General features: G+C 72.3%; 18 protein-coding genes. 7 read left to right on the top strand and 11 right to left on the bottom strand.

Features of this window, described 5'->3' with window-relative positions; all coding sequences use genetic code 11:
- Window positions 1-5 precede the first annotated feature (5 nt).
- From HHX40_RS33010 to HHX40_RS32985, 6 genes are all read right to left on the bottom strand, one after another.
- The gene (locus tag HHX40_RS33010; protein WP_182883717.1) at window positions 6-689 is read right to left on the bottom strand and encodes a class II aldolase/adducin family protein; all 684 of its coding nucleotides are present in this window, start codon (window positions 687-689) and stop codon (window positions 6-8) included.
- Window positions 690-714: 25 nt separating this feature from the next.
- Complete coding sequence (locus tag HHX40_RS33005; protein ID WP_182883716.1) at window positions 715-1530, bottom strand: ABC transporter permease; 816 nt, start codon at window positions 1528-1530, stop codon at window positions 715-717.
- A 13-nt stretch (window positions 1531-1543) separates the two neighbouring features.
- Window positions 1544-2368, bottom strand: coding sequence for an ABC transporter ATP-binding protein (locus HHX40_RS33000; RefSeq protein WP_310738385.1), 825 nt, complete (start codon window positions 2366-2368; stop codon window positions 1544-1546).
- 50 nt (window positions 2369-2418) lie between these two features.
- The gene (locus HHX40_RS32995) at window positions 2419-3504 is read right to left on the bottom strand and encodes an ABC transporter substrate-binding protein (RefSeq protein ID WP_182883715.1); all 1086 of its coding nucleotides are present in this window, start codon (window positions 3502-3504) and stop codon (window positions 2419-2421) included.
- A gap of 16 nt (window positions 3505-3520) precedes the next feature.
- Window positions 3521-4579, bottom strand: coding sequence for an ABC transporter substrate-binding protein (locus HHX40_RS32990; protein WP_182883714.1), 1059 nt, complete (start codon window positions 4577-4579; stop codon window positions 3521-3523).
- A 166-nt stretch (window positions 4580-4745) separates the two neighbouring features.
- Window positions 4746-5762 carry a LacI family DNA-binding transcriptional regulator gene (locus HHX40_RS32985; RefSeq protein WP_182883713.1) on the bottom strand — a complete coding sequence of 339 codons (1017 nt, stop codon included), beginning with the start codon at window positions 5760-5762 and terminating at the stop codon, window positions 4746-4748.
- Window positions 5763-5999: 237 nt separating this feature from the next.
- Between HHX40_RS32985 and HHX40_RS32980 the strand changes: the two genes are divergently transcribed.
- From HHX40_RS32980 to HHX40_RS32955, 6 genes are all read left to right on the top strand, one after another.
- The gene (locus tag HHX40_RS32980; protein ID WP_182883712.1) at window positions 6000-7991 is read left to right on the top strand and encodes a glycoside hydrolase family 127 protein; all 1992 of its coding nucleotides are present in this window, start codon (window positions 6000-6002) and stop codon (window positions 7989-7991) included.
- Between the two features lie 187 nt (window positions 7992-8178).
- The gene (locus tag HHX40_RS32975) at window positions 8179-9465 is read left to right on the top strand and encodes a sugar ABC transporter substrate-binding protein (protein WP_182883711.1); all 1287 of its coding nucleotides are present in this window, start codon (window positions 8179-8181) and stop codon (window positions 9463-9465) included.
- A gap of 121 nt (window positions 9466-9586) precedes the next feature.
- A complete protein-coding gene (locus HHX40_RS32970; RefSeq protein WP_182883710.1) occupies window positions 9587-10609 on the top strand; it encodes a carbohydrate ABC transporter permease in 1023 nt (340 codons plus the stop codon).
- Window positions 10606-11427, top strand: coding sequence for a carbohydrate ABC transporter permease (locus HHX40_RS32965; RefSeq protein ID WP_111699207.1), 822 nt, complete (start codon window positions 10606-10608; stop codon window positions 11425-11427). The genes HHX40_RS32970 and HHX40_RS32965 overlap by 4 nt, the downstream gene beginning before the upstream one ends.
- A gap of 317 nt (window positions 11428-11744) precedes the next feature.
- Window positions 11745-14690: a LamG-like jellyroll fold domain-containing protein gene (locus HHX40_RS38020; protein WP_220499877.1), complete on the top strand. Its 2946-nt coding sequence runs from the start codon at window positions 11745-11747 to the stop codon at window positions 14688-14690.
- Window positions 14691-14852: 162 nt separating this feature from the next.
- Window positions 14853-15284: an SRPBCC family protein gene (locus HHX40_RS32955; protein ID WP_182883708.1), complete on the top strand. Its 432-nt coding sequence runs from the start codon at window positions 14853-14855 to the stop codon at window positions 15282-15284.
- Between the two features lie 60 nt (window positions 15285-15344).
- Here HHX40_RS32955 and sigJ read toward each other — a convergent pair whose 3' ends face one another.
- Window positions 15345-16229: an RNA polymerase sigma factor SigJ gene (gene sigJ, locus HHX40_RS32950; protein ID WP_310738384.1), complete on the bottom strand. Its 885-nt coding sequence runs from the start codon at window positions 16227-16229 to the stop codon at window positions 15345-15347.
- 97 nt (window positions 16230-16326) lie between these two features.
- Between sigJ and HHX40_RS32945 the strand changes: the two genes are divergently transcribed.
- Entirely contained in the window at window positions 16327-17118 is a 792-nt protein-coding gene (locus tag HHX40_RS32945; protein WP_182883707.1) for an SDR family oxidoreductase, read from the top strand.
- An 18-nt stretch (window positions 17119-17136) separates the two neighbouring features.
- Here the strand turns inward: HHX40_RS32945 and HHX40_RS32940 are convergent, their stop codons facing one another.
- From HHX40_RS32940 to HHX40_RS32925, 4 genes are read right to left on the bottom strand one after another with little or no spacing between them, the layout of a single operon-like run.
- Window positions 17137-18975, bottom strand: coding sequence for an ABC transporter ATP-binding protein (locus HHX40_RS32940; protein WP_182883706.1), 1839 nt, complete (start codon window positions 18973-18975; stop codon window positions 17137-17139).
- A gap of 1 nt (window position 18976) precedes the next feature.
- Window positions 18977-19519 carry a peroxiredoxin family protein gene (locus HHX40_RS32935; protein WP_111699196.1) on the bottom strand — a complete coding sequence of 181 codons (543 nt, stop codon included), beginning with the start codon at window positions 19517-19519 and terminating at the stop codon, window positions 18977-18979.
- A 36-nt stretch (window positions 19520-19555) separates the two neighbouring features.
- Entirely contained in the window at window positions 19556-20116 is a 561-nt protein-coding gene (locus HHX40_RS32930) for a MauE/DoxX family redox-associated membrane protein (protein WP_182883705.1), read from the bottom strand.
- A 17-nt stretch (window positions 20117-20133) separates the two neighbouring features.
- Window positions 20134-20343 carry a hypothetical protein gene (locus tag HHX40_RS32925; RefSeq protein WP_111699192.1) on the bottom strand — a complete coding sequence of 70 codons (210 nt, stop codon included), beginning with the start codon at window positions 20341-20343 and terminating at the stop codon, window positions 20134-20136.
- Window positions 20344-20481 lie beyond the last annotated feature (138 nt).

Genomic DNA, 20481 nt, shown 5'->3' with positions numbered 1-20481 from the left:
CCGGCTCATCGGACGATCGGCTTCGAGCCGCCCAGGGGTGCGGCGAGGATCTCCAGGGCCGCCGCCTCCTCGATCGTGGCGACCAGCCGCGCCGTGCTCAGCGGGCCGTCGTCGAAGGCGAGCAGCCCGTGGTTGGCCAGCAGCACGGCCCTGGTGTCCGGGTGTTGTTCCAGGAGCGCGGTGATCGAGGCGCCGAGATCTCCGTTGTTGCGCGCGCGGTACGGCGCGCAGGGGATCTCCACCGTCTGCCCGCGGTTGACCAGCGGCTCGTAGTTCGGCGGGATGGGCCGGTGCGCCAGGGCGAACGCGGTGGCGTGGAGGGAGTGCGTGTGGATGACCGCGTGCACGCCGGGGCGGGCGTAGGCCAGGGTGTGCATCTGGAGGACCTGCCGCACGCCGGGGCCGAGCCTCCCGGCGACCAGGTCGCCGTCCAGCGTCACCACGCCGAAATCCCGCTCGGAGATGTCGGCGGGCAGCCCCTTGGCGTTGATCAGCACATGCCCCGGGGAGCCCGGGAGCCGGACGCTGGCGTTGGCCGAGTAGGGGTTCCGCAGCGCGCCCAGCTGGTGCAGCAGGTGCACGGCCTTGATGAGGTCGGCGCGCACGGCCGCGTCGGCGCCGGTCAGCACGACCTCTCCGGCGGTGAGCCAGCCGTCCTCCCGGACGGGGCTCGTCAGTGTCGACGTCATTGGTCTTCTTTCTTTCTCGTGGATCTCAGTCCTGGGCGCGGGTGGCGCCGAAGTGCCAGTGCAGGATCCGTCTCTCGACGAACAGGAACGCGAAGTTGAGGAGGTAGCCGAGCATCGCGATCGTCACCGCGCCGACGATCAGGTCGGTCACCAGGAAGCTCTGCTGCTGGATCATCAGAAGGTGGCCGAGCCCGTCGTTTCCGGCGATCATCCCGACCACCACCGAGATGACCAGCGACGCGGCGAGAGCCGAACGGAGGCCGACGAAGATGGCCGGCGCGGCGGCCGGGATCACGACCTCGGCCATGGTCTGCCGCCAGGTCAGCCCGAAGGTGCGGGCGGTGTCCATCATCGTGCGCGGGGTGGAGCCCGCCCCCGAGTACGCGTTCAGCAGGATGTGGAAGAACGCGGCCAGTGCGACCACGCTGATCTTCATCGCGTCGTCGATGCCGAGATAGAGGATGAGCAGCGGGATCACCGCCGAGATCGGCATCGGCCGCAGCAGTTCGAGCGGGGGTTCGACCAGCACGTAGACGAACCGCACGCGGGCCATGAGCACGCCGACGGCCACCGCCAGGACGGCGGCGACGGCGTACCCGATCAGCATCGTGCGCAGCGTCTGCAGGATCGCGGCCGGCAGCGGCCCGCCGAGGATCTCGCTCCACCATTTGGCGGCGACGTCGGTCACGGTGGCGTACCTGGGCGACGGATGGGTGGAGGCGTAGCGCTGCCAGGCGAGCAGGACGCCGGCGAAGACGAGCCAGCCGAAGAACCTGCTGCGCAGCGCGCGCGGCAGGCGGCCCGCCCGCCGGGGCGTCGTCACGGTGGAGTCTGTGGCCATCGGCCGCGTCCTTTCAGTCCAGCACCAGGTTCAGCAGGTCGCGCCGGTGCCGGAGGAAGTCCGGCAGCTCCCGGGTGGTCACCTGCTCGCGCGGGCGGGGCAGGTCCGTGCGCACGTCCGCGAGCACGCCGTGGCCCTCCGGGTGCAGCACCACGACCCGGTCGGCGAGGTAGACGGCCTCGTCGATGTCGTGGGTGACGAACAGCACGGTCACCCCGGCCTCGGCCCAGGCACGCAGGATCACGTCCTGCAGCGTGGCCCGGCTCAGCGCGTCCACGCCGCTGAACGCCTCGTCCATCAGCAGCAGCCGGGGCCCGGCGGCCAGTGCCCGGGCGATGGCCGCCCGCTGCTGCATCCCGCCGGACAGCTCCCAGGGGTAGCGGTCGGCCGCGTGACCGAGGCCGACCAGGTCGAGGTAGTGCGCCACCAGCGCGTCGTGGTCCCCCGCCGGGGCCGCGTACGCGTGCCGCAGGCCGAACCGGACGTTGCCCGCCACGGTCTTCCACGGCAGCAGGGACTGCGCGTAGTCCTGGAAGACGCAGCGGGCCTGCCGCGGCGGCCCGTCGATCGGCTGCCCCGCCACCCGGATCTCCCCCGCCGAGGCGGGGAGCAGTCCGCTGAGGAGCCGCAGCAGCGTGGACTTGCCGCAGCCGGAACGGCCGACCACGGCGACGAACTCCCCCGTGCCGACGCGCAGGGACAGGTCGCGCAGTGCGGTGACCTCGCGCCGCCGGCTGCGGTAGGTCATCCGGACGTCCTCGGCCTCCAGCAGGGGCGCGGGACGTCCGGCGCCGCCGGCCGGGGACGCGACCGATGCCGCCGATGCCGCCGATGTCACCGATGTCGTCGAAATCGCCATCCGAAGAGCTCCCAGCGTTCGTCGTGAGGTCAGGGATTGGCGGCCGTGGCGGTGGGCCACAGGTAGGGCGTGAGGTCGATCGCCTGCTTCAGCGCGCCGTACCGCGCGCCGATCTCGATCCACTTGTTCTCCGCCGCCACGTCAAACGGGCCGCGCAACTCGCCGCTGGTCGCCGCCGAGGCCTTCTGCAGGGCGCCCGGATACTTGGACTCCAGCTTGCCGACGTCGGCGCCGCCGTACTTCACCAGCAGGGTGTTCTGCTCCAGCGGGGCGACCGACTGGAACGCGGTCACCCCCTGCCGGACGGCCCGCACGAAACGCTTGATCAGGTCGGGGTGGGCCTCGGCGTACGCGCGCTTGGCGCCGTAGCCGGAGGTCGCCGCGCCGTCCGGGACGCCGGAGTCGAACGCGCCGGCCACCGTCAGGCCGTACTGCGCCTGCCAGGCGGTGACGTACGCCCCGCTGGTGGCCGCCGCGTCGAGCGTGCCCTGGGCGACCAGCCCGCCGGAGGTGGTGCGGTCCTGCACCGTCGTGTACTTCGGCCCGTTCGGGTCGAGCCCCTGGTCCTCCAGCCACTTCTTGATCTGTACGGTGGTCAGCGCCTGCGCCGGGACGCCGAGCTTCCGGCCGGCCAGGTCCTTCGCGGAGGTGATGCCGCTGCCCGGCTTGGCCACGATGACGTTGACCGGCTGACCGGGCTTCAGTGCGTTGGCCGGATTAATGATCGTCAGCTTGAACCCCTGCTGGATGGCGGAGGTCCAGGCGAAGATGTCGGCCCAGGCGATGTCGATGGACCCGCCCTCGGTGGCCGCCACCAGAGCGGGACCGCCGCTGAGGGTCACGAGCTCGACCTTGATGCGCTCCTTGGCGAAGAACCCGTTCTCGATCGCGGAGTACACGCCGGGGGGCGATCCGGCGATGACGCCGACGCGGACGGTGTCGACTCCCTGTCCGGAGCCCTGCCCGGTCTCGGACGACGCCGCGGGACCGCCGCAGGCGGCCAGCAGCGCGCCGAGGGCGGCGACCGCCACCGGGAACAGGAGGCGGCGGACGGATGCACGTCCGGCGGGGCGGGCCGCGGAGCCGGGGCCGCCGGGCGTGGGTGTGCTGATCACTGCATGGCCTTTCGGGTCAGTCCCGCCGGGAGACGCGCTCGTACGCGAGCCGCAGCGGGTCGGGGTCGATCCAGGAGTCGAGGTCGAAGTCGGCGCTCAGGAAGCCGTGGCGCTGGAGGAACGCCTTCTGTGTCCGCAGCAGGTCGACGCGCTCGTCGTCCAGCGTGGGGTGCAGGGTGCGGTGGAACCCGTCGCGGTAGGCGAGGAGCACCCCGTCGGCGCCGGAGCCGGTCTCGGCGGCCAGCACCTGGCGAACGCCCTCCAGGTCGCCCGCCGCCCAGTCGGCCGCGCGCAGCGACTGGACCAGGAACTCGACCACGAGCTCGGGCCGCGACCGCAGCAGATCCTCGTGCACGGTGATCGGCCGCGGGGTGCCGTTGTTCACCCTGGAGCGCCGCGCCGGCAGCGCGTCCAGGTCGATGCCGACCACGGCGCCGCGGAGGCGGGCCTCCTCCAGCGCCGCGGCGCCCTTGGCGTACACCGCGTCGACGCGGCCGGCGGCGAGCGCGTCCAGCTCGGGGAAGCGCGGCGCGGCCCGCTCGGCGCGGACGCGCCCGGGAGGCACCACCGGGTCGAGCGGCAGCTCGACGAACTCGACGTCGTCGAGCGACAGGCCCGCGAGGCCGAGCGCGCCCTTGAACCCGTGCAGGGCCATGGCGCGGGCCATGCTGGTGTCCCTGGTCGCGGCCCAGCCGGGGACCGCGACCCGGGCGCCGCGCAGGGCGGCCGGCGAGTCGATCGCGGAGTCCCCGCGGACCACGATCGACTGTCCCTCGTCGATCCAGGTCAGCCCGATCAGGCGGGTCCTGGCGCCCTCGGCGCGGGCCGCGATGGCGGGGACGTTCCCCCCTTCGCGGATCAGGCCGACGAGGTCGTGGTCGTAGTGGTGCCTGGCGATCTCCAGGGGCGCGTCCTGCAGGACCCCGATGTCGACGCCCAGGTCCGCGTAGCGGCCGGCCAGCCAGCCGAGCGCGTGGGCGAGTCCGCTCGCCGTCGGGACCGGACAGCGGGTGAACCAGAGGGTGTCCACGGACTGGGCCGTGGACGGCAGGGTCGCGGGCGTGGTCGTGGGCATGGTGCGCCCCTTCCCGCACTGCGCGCCTTAGGGGCGGCAGGCATTTCCTAGTAACTCTGCCGGAATACTAGGTTGGAAGGGACGATCTAGGCAAGTCACCGCAAACAAGACACTGGAACGGGTGCGGCGGCGCGGCCGGGCCGTTACGGCCGGGCGGCCGGGCCGGTCACGAGAGCGGCACCGAGGTGGACTCCCGCACCACGAGCCGGCACGGGTGGGCGTGGCGGCCCGGGGAGGGGGAGCCGTTGATGGCCGCCAGCAGCATCTCGGCCGCCGAACGGCCGAGCCCTTCGAGGTTCAGGTCGATGCTGGTCAGCGGCGGCTGGCTGGCCTCGGTCATGACATCCCAGTTGTCGAAGCCGATGAGGGCGACGTCCTGGGGAACCCGGCGCCCGGCGGCCCGCAGCGCGTCGCAGACGCCCCGGGCGATCTGGTCGTTGCCGCAGAAGACGGCGTCGAACTCGGTCCGGCCGGCCAGGAGGATGCCGACGGCCTGACGTCCCCACACCTCGCTCCACCCGCCGAACAGCGGTGGAGCGACCAGGGACAGCCCGGCCTCGGTGAGCCGCTCCGTCGCCGCGGCCGCGCGCACCCGGGCGGAGTCGTGGTGCTCGGGTCCGGTGATGTGGGCGATCCGGGTGCGCCCGACGGCCAGGAGATGCTCGATCGCCTTGCGCGCGCCGCCCGCCTCGTCCGGGACCACCGAGCAGTCCTGGGGGTCGGAGGAGCTGATGAAGGCGTAGACCACGGGCACCGGCAGGTTGGCGCCGATGGGCGCCCGCGCCTCGGTGCGCCGGCCGGTCACGATCATGCCGTCGACCCGGCGGCTGAGGAGGGTCTTGACGTAGTACTGCTCGCGGATGGGGTCGTCGCGCCCGTCGCAGAGGAAGACCGACATCTCCCCGGCGCCCAACGCGTCCTCCGCGCCCATCAGCACGGGGATGCTGAACCGCCCGATCGTGTCGGTGGTGATCATGCCGACCGTGTAGGTGCGTCCCGAGTGCAGGCTCCGCGCACCCGCGTTGGCCTCGAACGCCAACTGCCTGGCCGCCTCGCGCACCCGCATCCGGGTCTCCTCGCGCAACGACCCGCGACCGTTGAGGGCCTTGGAGACCGTGCCCACCGACACCCCGGCGAGCGCCGCGACGTCGGCGATCGTGGCATGACGCTCCGACTTCCCCACGTTTCCCCCACTTTCCTTGCCGGTTGCCTAGGCCTCACTTTATAGGCCCCGCAATCGGCCGCAAGCTCGCTGTAACAGCGCGGAAACAGGCTATTGACGGTCCTGATCCAGGTTGGATACCGTGACGGCAATCGTTTTCCTTCTTTCCTAATTTTTTCCTGCTGCATGTTCCTCGCCGTAACCGGGACAGGTCCTCGGCGGCGTGACGGACGTCCCTGTCGCACGAAAGATTGAGGCATGACTCAGCAGAAGCTGTCAGACACACCCGCCGCTCCCGGCGTCCGCCCGATCCAGGCGCCGGCCCCCTCAGCACCCGACGGCGCCACGGGGCCGGTCGCTCCGGGGCCCGGGGCGGTCGCCGCGCTGTGGCCGCTGGGTCCGGACCAGGTCCGTCTCGATCCGGACGGCCTGCTGGGGCGGTGGCAGCGGCGCAACGCCGCGGTCACGCTCCCGCACTGCGTGGACAACCTGCACGGCGCCGGGAACATCGGCAACCTTCGCGCCGCCGCGGGGGAGGCGGACGAGGCGTTCGCGGGCATGTGGTTCGCCGACTCCGACGTCCACAAGACCCTGGAGGCCGCCGCCTGGGAGCTCGGGCGCTCACCCGGCGACGCCGGGCTGCGGTCGTTCGTGGACGACACGGCCGCGTTGCTCGCCCGCGCCCAGCAGCCGGACGGCTACCTCAACTCCTACTTCACCGTCGCCGCGCCCGAGGACCGGTGGCGCAAGCCGGAGTGGAGCCACGAGCTGTACTGCGCCGGCCATCTCATCCAGGCCGCCGTGGCCGCCGCCAGGACCGGCGTGAGCCCCGGCCTGGTGGGCGTCGCCCGCCGTTTCGCCGACCTGCTGGTGGAGCGCTTCGGGCCGGGTGGCGCCGACGAGGTCTGCGGGCACCCGGAGATCGAGACCGCCCTGGCCGAGCTGTACCGGCTGACCGGGCACCGGCCCTACCTGGACCTGGCCCGCCGGTTCCTCGACCTGCGCGGACGGGGGCTGCTCGGGCCCGGCCGGTTCGGCCCCGTCTACTACCAGGACCACGTGCCCGTACGCGAGGCCACGGAGGTCGCCGGGCACTCCGTACGCCAGCTCTACCTCCTGGCCGGGATGGTCGACGTCGGCGTGGAGACCGGCGACCGCACACTGCTCGACGCCGCCGAGCGACTGTGGGAGGACGCCGTGCGCCGGCGCACCTACGTGACCGGGGCGCACGGGTCGCGCCACCGCGACGAGGCGTACGGCGATCCGTACGAACTGCCGCCGGACCGGGCGTACGCCGAGACCTGCGCGGCCATCGCGAGCTTCCAGTGGAACTGGCGGCTGCTGCTGGCGACCGGCCGCGCGCGGTACGCCGACGAGATGGAACGGGCGCTGTACAACGCGGTCGCCGTCGCCGTGTCCCACGACGGCAGGCACTTCTTCTACTCCAACCCCCTGCAGCTGCGCACGGGGCACACGGGCGCCGGAGAGGAGTCGGCGGCACGGCGGCTGCCCTGGTACACCTGCGCCTGCTGCCCGCCCAACATCGCCCGGCTGATGGCCTCCCTGCACGGCTACCTGGCCACCGCCCACGAGGACGGCCTGCAGATCCACCTGTACGCCTCGGGCAGCGTGGACACCGAGGTCGCGGGCTCCGCCGTACGGGTGGACATGCGCACCGAGTATCCCTGGCGGGGCCGGATCGAGCTGACCCTGGACGGCGCCGCGGCCGTCCCCTGGACCCTCGCGCTGCGCGTGCCGGAATGGTGCGAAGCGCACACCGTACGCATCGACGGCGGCCCGGTGATAGCCCCCGTCCGGGACGGCTACGTACGGCTCACCCGGGCCTGGGCGCCGGGCACGACCGTCGTCCTCGATCTGGAGATGCCGGTCCGGCAGGTGAGCGCGCATCCACGGGTGGACGCCGTACGCGGCTGCGTGGCGCTGGCCCGCGGGCCGCTCGTGTACTGCCTGGAGCAGGCCGACCTGCCGCCCGGCGCGGTCATGGAGGACGTGCGGCTGGACCCCGCGGCACCGGCCGTCGCGGACCGCCGGGAGGACCTGCCGGAGTTCCCGGTCGTCCTCACCGCCGGCGGCACGCTCGCCGACACCGGCGACGCGCTCTACACCGCCACGAGCGGACGGGGGCGCCGCGGCACCCCCTTCACGCTCACGGCGGTGCCGTACTTCCTGTGGGGCAACCGGAGCGAGGGCCCGATGCGGGTCTGGATTCCGATCGCCGCCACGGGATGACCGCGCGGGCCGCGCCTGGCACGCGGCCCGCGAAAGCCGATGGGAACCGCCCGTGGCGCGCCTCGCCGGACTCGGGGCGGGTGGCCCCGCTTCACCTCCTGCTCTACCCCCCAAGCGCAGAAAGCGGATCCGCGCCGGTGGAAGAGATGACATCGGCCGGACGCCGGCCGTCGAAAGGAAGAACGATATGGAAAGCCTCGACAGGGGCCGGCGCGCCACCGGCCTGGGCCTGGCGGCTCTCGCCCTCGCGGGCGGACTGACCGCGTGCTCCGGGTCGTCCGGCGGCGGTGACGGAGACACCGCCTCGGCGGGCGCGAGCCAGGCGGCCGCCGGGGGCGGGACCTACACGATCTGGGACCCGTACCCGCAGTTCGACGACTCCTCCGACTGGGTGAAGCTGCTCACCCAGTGCGGCACCCAGGCCGGCGTGACCGTCAAGCGGACCGGCTACGACACCACCGACCTGACCAACAAGGCGCTGCTCGCGGCGCAGCAGGGCAACTCGCCCGACGTGCTGATCGTGGACAACCCGGTCGTCTCGACGCTGGCCGAGGCGGGGGTGCTGACCTCGACGGACGAGACGAAGATCGACACCTCGGCCGTGTCGCCGAACCTGCTGGCGGCGGGCCAGCTCGGCGGCAAGACGTACGGCATCCCGATCGGGGCGAACACCCTCGCGCTGTACTACAACAAGGAGGTGCTGAAGAAGGCCGGGGTGGAGGCCGACGGCATCAAGGACTGGGCGTCGCTGACGGCGGCGCTGGAGAAGGTGAAGGCGGCCGGCAAGAAGGGCATCACGTTCTCGGCGATCGGCACCGAGGAGGGCAGCTTCCAGTTCCTGCCGTGGTTCTGGGGCTCCGGCGCGAATCTCACCAAGCTCGACTCCCCGCAGGGCGTGGCGGCGCTGTCGCTGTGGGCCGACTGGGTGAAGAAGGGGTACGCCCCCAACTCCGTCATCAACAACACGCAGACCACGAGCTGGCAGGAGTTCGCGACCGGCGACTTCGCCTTCGGCGAGAACGGCACCTGGCAGCTCGCCAACGCCAAGAAGGCCGGCTTCGACTACGGCATCATCCCGATCCCCGCCAAGGACGGCGGCACCGCCCCCGCGCCGACCGGCGGCGAGTTCGTCACGATCCCCGCGCAGAAGGACGCGGCCCGTTACGCGACGACGCAGAAGCTCGTGACCTGTTTGGCCAGCACGGACAACTCCCTCAACACCACGACCACGCTGTCGTACATCGCCCCGACGGAGGCGGTGCAGGCCAAGCAGGTCGAGCAGAACCCGGAGCTCAAGGTGTGGGTGGAGGCGGTCAAGGCCGCCAAGGGCCGCACCAGCGACAACCTCGGCACGAAGTACCCCAAGATCTCCGAGCCCATGTGGAAGGCGATGCAGGCCGCGCTGAGCGGATCACAGCCGCCGCAGGAGGCGCTGACGGCCGCCCAGGGCACGGCGGCGAGCGCCACCCAGTAGGCACGCACTCAGCAGGCACGCACGCAGCAGGCGCGCATCGAGCAGGCACGGTGCGCGCGGGCCCCAGGAGCATCCACCCGCGCGCACGTCGCCGTCCCGCGGACGTCAGACGAAGGAAAGCATGAGACACGCGACAGAGACGCCGGCCGCGCCCACGGCGGACGACGGGCGGGAACCGGCACCGGCCGGGGCGGCCGGGGGCGCCCTCCGCCGGATCGTACGGCGACCGGGCAAGAGCGAGCCGGGCAAGAGCGCGCCAGGAAAGAGCGCAGGGCAGTGGACGGCGTGGGCGTTCCTCGCGCCGGTGGTGATCTATCTGCTCGCGTTCTACGCCTACCCGCTGTACCGGAACGTCGACCTGAGCCTGCGCAACTACACCGTACGGTCGTTCGTGCAGGGGGACGCGCCGTTCACCGGGCTCGCGAACTACGCGAAGGCCGTGGGCGACGCCACCTTCGGACCGGCCTTGTGGCACACGGTGGTGTTCACCCTGGTGTCGCTGGCCTTCCAGTTCACCATCGGGCTCGCCCTGGCGGTGTTCTTCACCCGGCACTTCCGGCTGTCGGCCACGTTGCGCGCGCTGTTCCTGGTGCCGTGGCTGCTGCCGCTGATCGTGTCGTCCTCGACCTGGTCGTGGATGCTCAACAGCGACTCCGGTGTGGTCAACGCCGTCCTGCACGCGTTCGGGCTCGGACCGGTCAACTGGCTGACCTCACCCGACTGGTCGCTGTGGTCGGTGACCATCGCCAACATCTGGATCGGCATCCCGTTCAACCTCGTGGTGCTGTACAGCGGCCTGCAGGCGATCCCGTCCCACATCCACGAGGCGGCGGCCCTGGACGGCGCGAGCGGCTGGCAGCGGTTCTGGCGGGTGACCTTCCCGCTGCTGCGTCCGGTCTCGGCGATCACGCTGCTGCTCGGGCTGGTCTACACGCTGAAGGTGTTCGACATCATCTGGATCATGACAAAGGGCGGGCCGAGCGACGCGTCCACGACGCTGGCCACCTGGTCATACCGGCTGGGCTTCGGCAACCTGCTGCCCTCCTTCGGCCCCGGCGCGGCGGTCGGCAACCTGCTGATCGTGATCGCGCTGGTCTCCGGCCTCGTCTACATCCGCGTACAGCGAAGGCAGGCACTGGCATGACGGCGAACCGGCGCACCTGGTGGCACACCGGCCTGGGGGTGGTGTTCACCGCGCTCATGCTGTTCCCGGTCTACTGGATGATCAACGTGTCGTTCACCCGCGACCAGGACATGCGCAAGTCGCCGCCGGACTGGTTCCCCGTGAACGGGACGCTGGAGGGCTACCGGGCCGTGCTGGAGCAGCAGGGGCCCTACCTCGCCACCAGCCTCGTGGTTGGGCTCGGCACGGTGGCGCTCACCCTGGTGATCTCCGCCCCGGCCGCCTTCTCGCTGGCCAGGCTGCGCCCGCGCGGCGGCGGCGTGCTGAGCTTCCTGCTGCTGGTCGCGCAGATGATCCCCGGAGTGATCATGGCGATGGGGTTCTACGCGATCTACCTGAGCACCGGGGTCCTGAACACCGTGCCGGGGCTGATCCTGGCCGACTCCACCCTGGCGGTGCCGTTCGCGGTGCTGATCTTCACGACGTTCATGTCCGGGATCCCGGAGGAGCTGTTGCAGGCCGCCCGGGTGGACGGCGCGGGGGCGCTGCGGACGTTCTGGTCGATCGTGCTGCCGGTCAGCCGCAACGCGGTCATCACGGTCTCGCTGTTCGCGTTCCTGTGGGCGTGGTCGGACTTCGTCTTCGCCAGCACCCTCGACCAGGGCGGCGACCACCAGCCCATCACGCTCGGCATCTACCACTACATCGGCAACAACAACCAGCAGTGGAACGCCATCATGGCCACCGCCGTGATCGCCTCGATCCCCGCCACCGTGCTCCTCGTCCTCGCGCAGCGCTACGTCGCCGCGGGAGTCACCGCCGGCGCCGTCAAGGACTGAGGAGTCCCCTCCGCCCGGCCACCTCGCAAGCCATCCTCGACGATCCCCTGCTTCCCGCGGGCCGAACGGTCCCCGGAGCCACGCGCCCTCTTGGAGGACGTGCCGCGTCACGCGTGCCGATGTTAACGATAACATCGCCGGCTGATACGGCCCTGCCTTCCGAGACGACGCGTGACGCAAGTGTGAACGACTCCCTCGTTCACGAACGCAAAGGAGTAGTACGCATGTCTCGAGCGGCATCCCCCCCGGAAAGGGCATCGGCCCCGCGCCTTCGCCCGAACCGGCGCCAGGGCACTTCCCACCAGGCAGCGGTTCTGGTGGCCGCGCTCACCATCGCGGCCGCGGGGGCCGCCCTTCCCGCCTCGCCCGCGTCGGCCGACCCGGCCCCCGCGGCCACGCTCGTGGTGCAGGCCGACCAGCCCTTCCGCCCGGTCACCCACGTCGCGACGGGATCCCTGTACGGCCTCGCCGACGACACGACGCCCTCCGACGCCCTGGTCAAGGCCATCAAGCCGAACACGTTCGTCCAGATGGCCGTGGGCGGCAGGCAGCAGGCGAAGGGCGACGTGCTGGTGGTCGCCGACAAGGCGGCCAGAGCGGGCGCGAAGGTCGTGAACCGCCTGTCCGACTACTACGCGGGCTGGCCGTACCAGTTCAGCTGGAGCACGTGGCCGACGGTCGTCGAGCAGCAGGTCAAGGCCGTCCAGGCGTCCGGCGCGACGAACATGGCGGCGTGGGAGCTGTGGAACGAGTCGGACAACACCTGGCTCGCGTCCAACGGCACCTACGAGGACTTCTGGACGAAGACCTTCCGCCAGGTGCGGTCGCTCGACCCGACCACGCCGATCCAGGGCCCGAGCTTCTCCGACAACATCAACGACATGGAGAAGTTCCTCAGGAACGCGGTCGCGACCGACACGGTCCCCGACATCCTCGCCTGGCACGAACTGATCAACTCCGGCAAGATCGTGAGTGACCTCGCCAAGGTCAACGCCATCATGAAGGACCTCGGCATCAGCCCGCGCCCGATCTCCATCGAGGAGTACGCGGCGCCCTCCGAGGTGGGTATCCCGGGCTCCCTGGTGGGGTACATCGCGAAGTTCGAGCGATACGGCATCCACGACGCCGAGCTCGCGTTCTGGAACGGCTACGGCGCGCTCGGCGACCTGCTGACCGGCACCGGCGGAAGCCCGAACGGCGCCTACTGGCTCTACAAGTGGTACGCCGACATGAGCGGGGACATGGTCACCACCACCCCGCCCAACGCCACGACCGGCCTCGATGGCGCCGCCGCCGTGCCCGCCGACAAGAAGCAGGTCAGCGTGGTCTTCGGCGGCGGCAGCGGCGCCACCGCCGTCAAGGTCGACGGGCTGGACAAGCTCGACCTGGGCGGAACGGTCCACGCCACGCTCGAGTACACCCCGTCGTACGGGCGCACCAACCCCGTCGCCGGCCCGATCACCATCTCCGACACCGTCTACAAGGTGACCGACGGGTCCATCACCGTGCCGGTGGCGATGAGCTCCGCCGACGCCTACCACCTGGTGATCAGCGGCGCCGGTACGGCGACCGACCTCGAGAACACGTACCGGATCACCAACCTCAACAGCGGGCTCGCGCTCGACACCCACGATGCGGGGACCTCGGCCGGAACCCTGGTGAACCAGGCCACCGCCGCGGGCGGCGCCACGCAGAGGTGGAAGCTCGTCTCCACCGGCTCCGGCCTGTACAAGGTGGTCAACGCGGCCGGCGGCCTGGTGCTCGGGGTGAAGGACGCCTCGTCCGGCAACGGCGCGTCCGCCGTCGTGGAGACCGACATCGGCGGCAACACCCAGCTCTGGCAGGTCGTCCCCGACGGGAAGGGCCACAACCAGCTCGTCAACTACGGCACGGGCCTGGTGCTCGCCGTCGACGGCATGAGCAAGGACCCGGGCGCCCAGGTCGTGCAGTGGAACGACACCACCGTCACGTCCTCCGGCGTCGGCGGCACCCGGGTGGCCGGCAAGCTCGGCAAGGCCGTCGCGCTGTCCGGGACCAACCAGTACGTCAACGTGCCGCGGGGCGCGGTGAGCGGCGTCACGGGCGACTTCACGGTCTCCACGTGGGTCAACCCGGCCAAGAACTCGACCTGGTCGCGGGTGTTCGACTTCGGCACCGGCACGTCGGCCTACATGTTCCTGACGCTCAACAAGAACACCGGGCTCCGGTTCGCCATCACGACGAGCGGCGCCGGCGGAGAGCAGCAGATCAGCTCCACCACGACGCTCCCGCTCAACACCTGGTCGCTGGTGACGGTCACCGTGTCCGGCACCACCGGCACCCTCTACGTCAACGACCAGGTGGTGGGCACCAACCCCGGCGTCACCAGGCGCCCCGCCAACCTCGGCGCCACCACCCAGAACTGGATCGGCCGCTCGCAGTACGGAGGGGACCCCTACCTGGCCGCCGCGGTGGACGACTTCAACGTCTACGGCCGCGCGCTGACCGCGTCCGAGGTGGCTGCCCTCGCGGCCGGGCAGGCCGGCGCGGGCGACGTGCTGCGCTACACGTTCGACGAGAACGGAGGAACGGCCGTCGCGGACTCGTCCGGCAACGGACGCAACGCGACCCTCGTCGCCAGCCCCACGCCCGCGACGAGTGACGCAAGCGTCCCGGACCACTTCTGGACCCTCGCGCCCTACCTGAAGATCAAGCACGTCTCGGTGGCGGACGGCGCCTCCGTCTCCGGCACGCCGACCTTCACCGTCGACCTCGGCGGCGAGGCGTCCGACGTGGCCCACACCACCATCGCGCTCGTCCGCGACGGCGTCGCGCTGACGGACAACACCAAGGCGCCCGGCAGCCACGACGACGGGCTCCACCCCGACCTCGTCGTCGACACCACCGCCTATCCGAACGGCACCTACCAGCTCAGGATCGACGCGGTCGGCACGAACGGGCTGACCACCGAGCAGACCGTCTCCATCGTGATCGACAACCCGCCGGCCTGGGCCGCGAGCACGATCTACCACACCGGTGACCAGGTGACCTACCAGGGCACCGTCTGGCTCAACTCGTGGTACTCCAGGAACCAGATCCCCGGCAACCCGTACGGGGCCTGGCAGCAGATCGTGTCCACGGCGGACGGCACCCCCGTGTGGACCCCGTCACGGATCTTCCTCACCGGAGACCGGGCGGAGTACCAGGGCGTCGTCTACCAGGCGAAGTGGTACAGCCGCAACCAGGCGCCCGGCGACCCGAACGGCCCGTGGAAGCGGGTCTGACGAGGCCGACCGGCTGATGTCGCGGGCCGGGCGTCCTCCGGGCGCCCGGCCCTTCCGGGTGCGGCACCGCCGGCACCAGGTGTGATCATCGTGACGTGAGCCACGGTGGTCCGCCCCCGGGCCCCCGCGCGGCTCCGGTACGGAGAAGGAGCGACAACTGCGATGCGGTTCGAGACCGGCGTCGACATCGACGCATCTCAGGAACGGGTCTGGCGGATCCTGGCGGACGTCGTCAGGTGGCCGGAGTTCCTCCCCACCATGACCCGGGTCGCGTACGCCGGCGACGGCCCGCTGGGGCCCGGCGTCCGCGTACGGATCAAGCAGCCCGGGCTTCCCCCGATGGTCTGGGAGGTGACGGAGTTCACCGACGGCACGTCCTTCACGTGGCGGGCGGCGAGCGGGGGCGTCGTCACGGTCGCGGGCCACGTGCTCACGCCCCGGCCGGGCGGCGGGGTGTCGGTCCTTCTCACGATCGCCCAGTCCGGCCCGCTGGCGCCGCTGGTGGGCCTGCTCACCGGCGGGCGCACCCGCAGGTACGTCCGCACCGAGGCGGAGAGCCTCAAGCGCCGCTGCGAGGCGGGCTCCGACCGCTGAGCCGGCACCGGGTCGAACGCCGCCCGGCCGGCGGCGCTCGACGGCGGCCGGTGGCGGTGCTCAGTCGCCGAGGACGGTGAGGTCGAGCCCGGCCAGGCGTTCGGGGTCGGACAACACGTCGATGGCGGCGATCCTCCCGCCGGTGACGGTGAAGGCCATGACGGACAGCGGCCGGCCGTTCGCCACGACGACGACTCCGGCGGCCCCGTTGACCAGGGCCGGCCGCGCGTACGGCGAGAGCGAGCCGAAGACGGCCGCCTGCGCCGCCACCTCCCGCGCCCCCGTGACGACGGTGCTGTGACGGGCCCGCGCGACGCCGCCGTCGGACCGCAGCACGACGCCGGGGGCGAGCACGGCGACGAGCCCGTCGAAGTCGCCGTCGCGGGCAGCGGCCAGGAACGCCTCGACGACCGCGCGCTGCCGGGCGAGGTCGGGATCGGGGGCGGGCGCCTGTCCCCGTACGCGCCGCCGGGCGCGGCTCGCCAGTTGCCGCGCCGCGGCCGGGGAGCGGTCGATCATCGTCGCGATGTCCTCGAAGGGCACGGCGAACATGTCGTGGAGCACGAACGCGAGCCGCTCGGCCGGAGCGAGCGTTTCGAGCACCACCAGCAGCGCGAGCCCGACCGAGTCGGCGAGCACCGCCTCGTGCTCGGGGTCGGCCCCCGACTCGGGATCGATGACCGGGTCGGGCACCCGCACCCCCAGATGCTCCTCGCGCCGGTGTTCACGGGAGCGCAGCACGTTGAGGCACACCCGCGCCACCACCGTCGTGAGCCACGCGCCGAGGTTCTCCACGCCGCCGGCGCCGGCGCGGCTGACCCGCAGCCAGGCGTCCTGTACGGCGTCGTCGGCCTCGCTCATCGAGCCGAGCATCCGGTAGGCCACCGCCCGCAGCCGGGTGCGGTGCTCCTCGAAACGCTCCGTCAGCCACTCCCGTTCGTCCACCGCGTCACATTCCTCTCCGCCCCGGTGTCCCTCATTGGTAGACCCAGAGGGCCCGGCCGATGTGACCGGGGCCCCCGGACCCGAGGAGTTGACCATCATGACCTCGCTCACCCTGGTCACCGGCGGCACCGGCACGCTCGGGCGGCTCGTCGTACCGCTGCTGCGGGACGCGGGCCACCGCGTGCGCGTGCTCAGCAGGAGCGCCCGCGATCACCGGGACGGCGTGGAGTTCGTGACCGGTGACGTGTCGACCGGCGACGGACTCGACGCCGCGGTGAAGGGCGCCGGCACCATCGTGCACTGCGCGGGCAGCGCCAAGGGCGACGAGGTCAAGGCCCGCAACCTGGTGGGTGCGGCGTCCCGGGCGGACGGGCCGCACCTCGTGTTCGTCTCGGTCGTCGGCGCCGATCGCGTCCCCGTCGTCAGCGGCGTCGACCGGGCGATGTTCGGCTACTTCGCCGCCAAGCGGGAGGCCGAACGGATCGTCGAGGGCAGCGGACTGCCGTGGACCACCCTGCGCGCCACCCAGTTTTACGAGTTCGTCTGGACGACGCTGAGCCGGCTGAGCGCGCTGCCGCCGGTGCTGCCGACCTGGGCCGGCGTACGGTTCCAGCCGGTCGACGCGGGCGAGGTGGCGGCCCGGCTCGCCGGGCTGGCCCTCGGCGCGCCGGCCGGTCTGGTGCCCGACGTCGCCGGGCCGCGCGTGTATCCGATGGAGGATCTCGCCCGCGACTACCTGAAGGCCGTCGGCAGGCGCCGGCTCGTCATGCCGATGCCGGCTCCGGGCCGGGCCGCCCGCGCGTTCCGCAACGGCGCGAACCTGCCCCTGGACGGCGCCGGCGCGGGCGGGCGGACCTGGGAGGAGTTCCTGGCCGGGCGGGCGAGGTGACGCGGCGCCCGGGTCTCGTCACGTGTCGGCCGGTGAACCGAGCGGCCGGGCGAGCTGGAAGTCGGCCGCCTGGCGGGTGAACAGGCGGGCGTACTCGCCGCCGAGCGCCATCAGCTCGTCGTGGGTGCCCTGCTCGGCCACCCGGCCGTCGGCGAGGACGACGATGTGGTCCGCGCCGCGCACGGTGTTGAGGCGGTGCGAGATGAGCAGGCTCGTACGGCCGGCGCGGAGGTCGCGCAGCCGCCGGTGGACGGCGTACTCGGCGTCGGGGTCGAGCCCGGAGCTGGGCTCGTCGAGGATGAGCAGGTCGGCGGTGTCCGCGCGGAGGAGGGCGCGGGCGAGGGCGACGCGCTGCCACTGCCCGCCGGACAGGAGCACGCCCTGGCCGGGGTCCTCGTCCGGGTCGGCGGCGAAGAACCGGGACAGGATGGTGTCGTAGCCGCGGGGCAGGCCGGCGAGCCTGTCGTGGATGCCCGCCCGGCGGGCCGCCTCGTGGAGGCGTTCCGGCCGGTCGAGGGAGCCGACGTCTCCGACGGCGACGTTCTCCGCCGCGGTGAGGTCGTAGGCCATGTAGTCCTGGAACACGGCCCCGATCCGGCGGCGCAGGTCGTCGATCCGCAGGTCCCGTACGTCGGCGTCGTCCCAGCGGACGCTGCCGCGCTCGGGGTCGTACAGGCGGCACAGCAGCTTGACGACGGTGCTCTTGCCCGCGCCGTTCAGGCCGACCAGGGCCACGCTGCGGCCGTGCGGGATGGTCAGGTTCAGGCCGCGGAGCACGTACGGATGGTCGGGGTCGTACCGGAACCACACGTCGCGGAGCTCGATGCCGCGCCGCAGCGGCGTGACGCCGCCACCGGTGGCGGGCTCCGGCAGGTCGGGCCCGATGGTGACGACATGGGTGTAGTGACCGGCGAGGACGAGCGCCTCGTTCAGGTGGGCCAGCTGGATCACCATGCCGGAGAGGGACGACTGGGTGCCCGCCAGGGCGGCGGTGAGCACGGCCAGGTCGCCGATGCCGGCCTGCCCCGCCGCTATGCGGGAGACCATGACGATCAGCGCCGCGCCCGCGATGACCGTGCTGAGGGCGGTGAGCGCTCCGTTGTACCGGACGGCCGCGAGGTCCACCCGGCGTTCGGCCCGCTGCTGGGCGGCCAGCTCGGTCAGCATGCGTCCGCGCAGGAAACCGCCGATCCCGAACAGCCGGATCTCCTTGGCGGCCTGATGGTCGAGCAGCAACGCCTGGTAGAACATCCGGCGGCGCTCGGCGGGGGCCACCTCCCAGCGCAGGTGCGCGCGGCGGCGGCTGAGCCGCAACTGCATCACCAGTTCGGGTCCGGCTGCGGCGGCCACGACGGCGGCCAGCGGCGTGCTGAGCGTGGCGAGCGCGCCGAGGAGCCCGGCGATGGTGACACCGCCGCGCAGCACGCCGAGCGCCGACTCGGTGATGAGCTGCGGCGCGGTCTGCGCGGACTGCTGGGCCATCTGGAGCCGGTCGTGGAACCCGGGGTTCTCCAGCCTGCTCAGGCCCTGCATGCGGCACACGGCGGTGAACAGTTCGTCGCTGGTGCGCCAGGCGATACGGCGCCGCTGTTCCTGCTGGACGTACCCGGACAGGTGGGGAAGCAGCGCGGTCAGCGCCCCGAGTGCGGCCATCGCGGCGGCCAGCGGGGCCGTCGCCGGGCCCGTGCCGGTGGTCAGGCGGTCGATCAGGAGCTTGGTGAGCCAGGTGATGGCGACGGGAGAGGCGCCGCCCAGGACCGCCATGGCGAGATGGGTGAGGGCGAGCCCGGGCCCGGCCCGCCAGACGAGCGCCAGGGTGGGTCGCAGCGGCCCGAGCCGCGCCCTCACATCGGCCATGTCAGGTCAGGGACGGCGCGGCGAGCAGCGACTCCGGCTCGTGGCCGCTGGCGGCGATGGTCGCGTCCGGGCCGACCAGGAAGAACGACGGGAACCCCGCGACCGCGAACGCGTCCGTCAGCGCGCCGCCTTCGTTCTCCACGACGACGGTGACGGCGTCGCCGAGCGCGTCGAGCAGGCCCGCGGGCTCCTCTTCCCCCGCGACGACCACCGCCAGGTTGCGTACGCCGTCCGCCGCGGCGTCGCGGGCGGTGGCGGCGAAGCCGGGCGCGTTGGGCAGGCAGTGCCGGCAGTCGGTGCTGAAGAAGCCGACGAGGGTACGCCCGCCCGCGAGGTCGTCGGTGGTGACCTTCGTGTCCGCGACCGTGAGCGCGGAGAAGGCCGGGACCTCGGCGCCCACCGGGAGCCCGAAGCCGTCCCGCGCCCTCCCGGCGGGGAGCTCCTTGGTGATCTTCCGGAGTTTCCTGATGACGGCGGCGGTCAGGAGGAGGTTGACCAGGACGAGCCCGCCGAGCACGATGACGGCGGCGACCAGGACGGCCATGGGCGTTCCCTTCGACAGCGGAGAGGGCTTCGGTGGTCAGCGGAGGAGGTCGAGCAGGTCGTCGAGGAGCACGACGGCGCCGACGGCGACCGAGGCCCCGAGCAGGCACAGCGCGGCGGCGGCCGGCGAGACGGCCGCGCCGGTCCCCGCGGACGCGCCCGCCCCGGCGGAGGTCATGACCACCCCGGCGGCCGCGCACGCGACGAGCACGCCGTTGCGCGCCACGTCACGGAGACCGATCGGCTCGTCCGACCCGCCGAAGCATCGGCAGGGTCCGGCCGCGCCCCGCCGCAGGGCTCTCGCCAGGATGACGGCGAAGCCGAGGAGCAGGGCCCCCGCGAGGACGAGGCCGGCGGTGGCGTCGCCGTCGAGGCCGGGCGCCGCCAGCAGGACGACGGTTCCGGCCTCGGCGGCGACGACGACCACGGCGGCCGGCGCGACGAGGGGCGTGGGAAGGCCGCCGAGTCGCCGTACCGCCGTGGTGAACTCGCCGAAAGCCCGCCGCGTGCGCAGCTTCGTGAGGACGGAGACCAGGAAGACCCCCGCCAGCACGAGCCGGACGGTCAGCACGGCGTAGACCATGACGGCGTGGATCACGAACCTGTCAGCCGGCCTCAGCAGTACCCGATGTTCTGCCAGGCGCCGCTGCAGCTGCTGCGGAAGTACGTGATGCACAGGAAGCCGGTGGGGTTGGGGTAGCAGTCCTTGTAGCGGTTGCAGCCGCCCGTCGGCCAGTACTCGACACACCGGTCCGCCTTGGCCTCGGCGGCGGGAAGGAGCCGCTCGAGCATCCGGTCTCCCAGACGGTTCAGCGTCCGCATCATGTGTGTTGCTCCCTTCGGAGGGGGTTCGCGGGCGTGGTAGGCCGCCCGCCCTGTGAGGATGCGCGGTGCGACCTGCGCCGCGGTCGCGGCCGGCCAGGGCCCGGGCGCAGGCGCCGCGCAGGCGCGGCGCAACCGGCG

Source organism: Microbispora sp. H10949, from assembly GCF_014161435.1.
Classification (GTDB): domain Bacteria; phylum Actinomycetota; class Actinomycetes; order Streptosporangiales; family Streptosporangiaceae; genus Microbispora; species Microbispora triticiradicis.
Note: the sequence above shows the minus strand (reverse complement) of the source record. Positions and strands in the feature narration are given on the sequence as shown.

Excerpts from the sequence above, each read along its gene's own strand:
- HHX40_RS32945 (WP_182883707.1), top strand. The coding sequence starts at position 16,327 with ATGACCTCGCTCACCCTGGTCACCGGCGGCACCGGCACGCTCGGGCGG.
- HHX40_RS32965 (WP_111699207.1), top strand. The coding sequence starts at position 10,606 with ATGACGGCGAACCGGCGCACCTGGTGGCACACCGGCCTGGGGGTGGTG.
- HHX40_RS32990 (WP_182883714.1), bottom strand. The coding sequence starts at position 4,579 with ATGCCCACGACCACGCCCGCGACCCTGCCGTCCACGGCCCAGTCCGTG.
- HHX40_RS32955 (WP_182883708.1), top strand. The coding sequence starts at position 14,853 with ATGCGGTTCGAGACCGGCGTCGACATCGACGCATCTCAGGAACGGGTC.
- HHX40_RS33010 (WP_182883717.1), bottom strand. The coding sequence starts at position 689 with ATGACGTCGACACTGACGAGCCCCGTCCGGGAGGACGGCTGGCTCACC.
- HHX40_RS32925 (WP_111699192.1), bottom strand. The coding sequence starts at position 20,343 with ATGATGCGGACGCTGAACCGTCTGGGAGACCGGATGCTCGAGCGGCTC.
- HHX40_RS32935 (WP_111699196.1), bottom strand. The coding sequence starts at position 19,519 with ATGGCCGTCCTGGTCGCCGCCGTCATCGTGCTCGGCGGGCTCGTCCTG.
- HHX40_RS33005 (WP_182883716.1), bottom strand. The coding sequence starts at position 1,530 with ATGGCCACAGACTCCACCGTGACGACGCCCCGGCGGGCGGGCCGCCTG.
- HHX40_RS32980 (WP_182883712.1), top strand. The coding sequence starts at position 6,000 with ATGACTCAGCAGAAGCTGTCAGACACACCCGCCGCTCCCGGCGTCCGC.
- HHX40_RS32975 (WP_182883711.1), top strand. The coding sequence starts at position 8,179 with ATGGAAAGCCTCGACAGGGGCCGGCGCGCCACCGGCCTGGGCCTGGCG.
- HHX40_RS32970 (WP_182883710.1), top strand. The coding sequence starts at position 9,587 with ATGAGACACGCGACAGAGACGCCGGCCGCGCCCACGGCGGACGACGGG.
- HHX40_RS32940 (WP_182883706.1), bottom strand. The coding sequence starts at position 18,975 with ATGGCCGATGTGAGGGCGCGGCTCGGGCCGCTGCGACCCACCCTGGCG.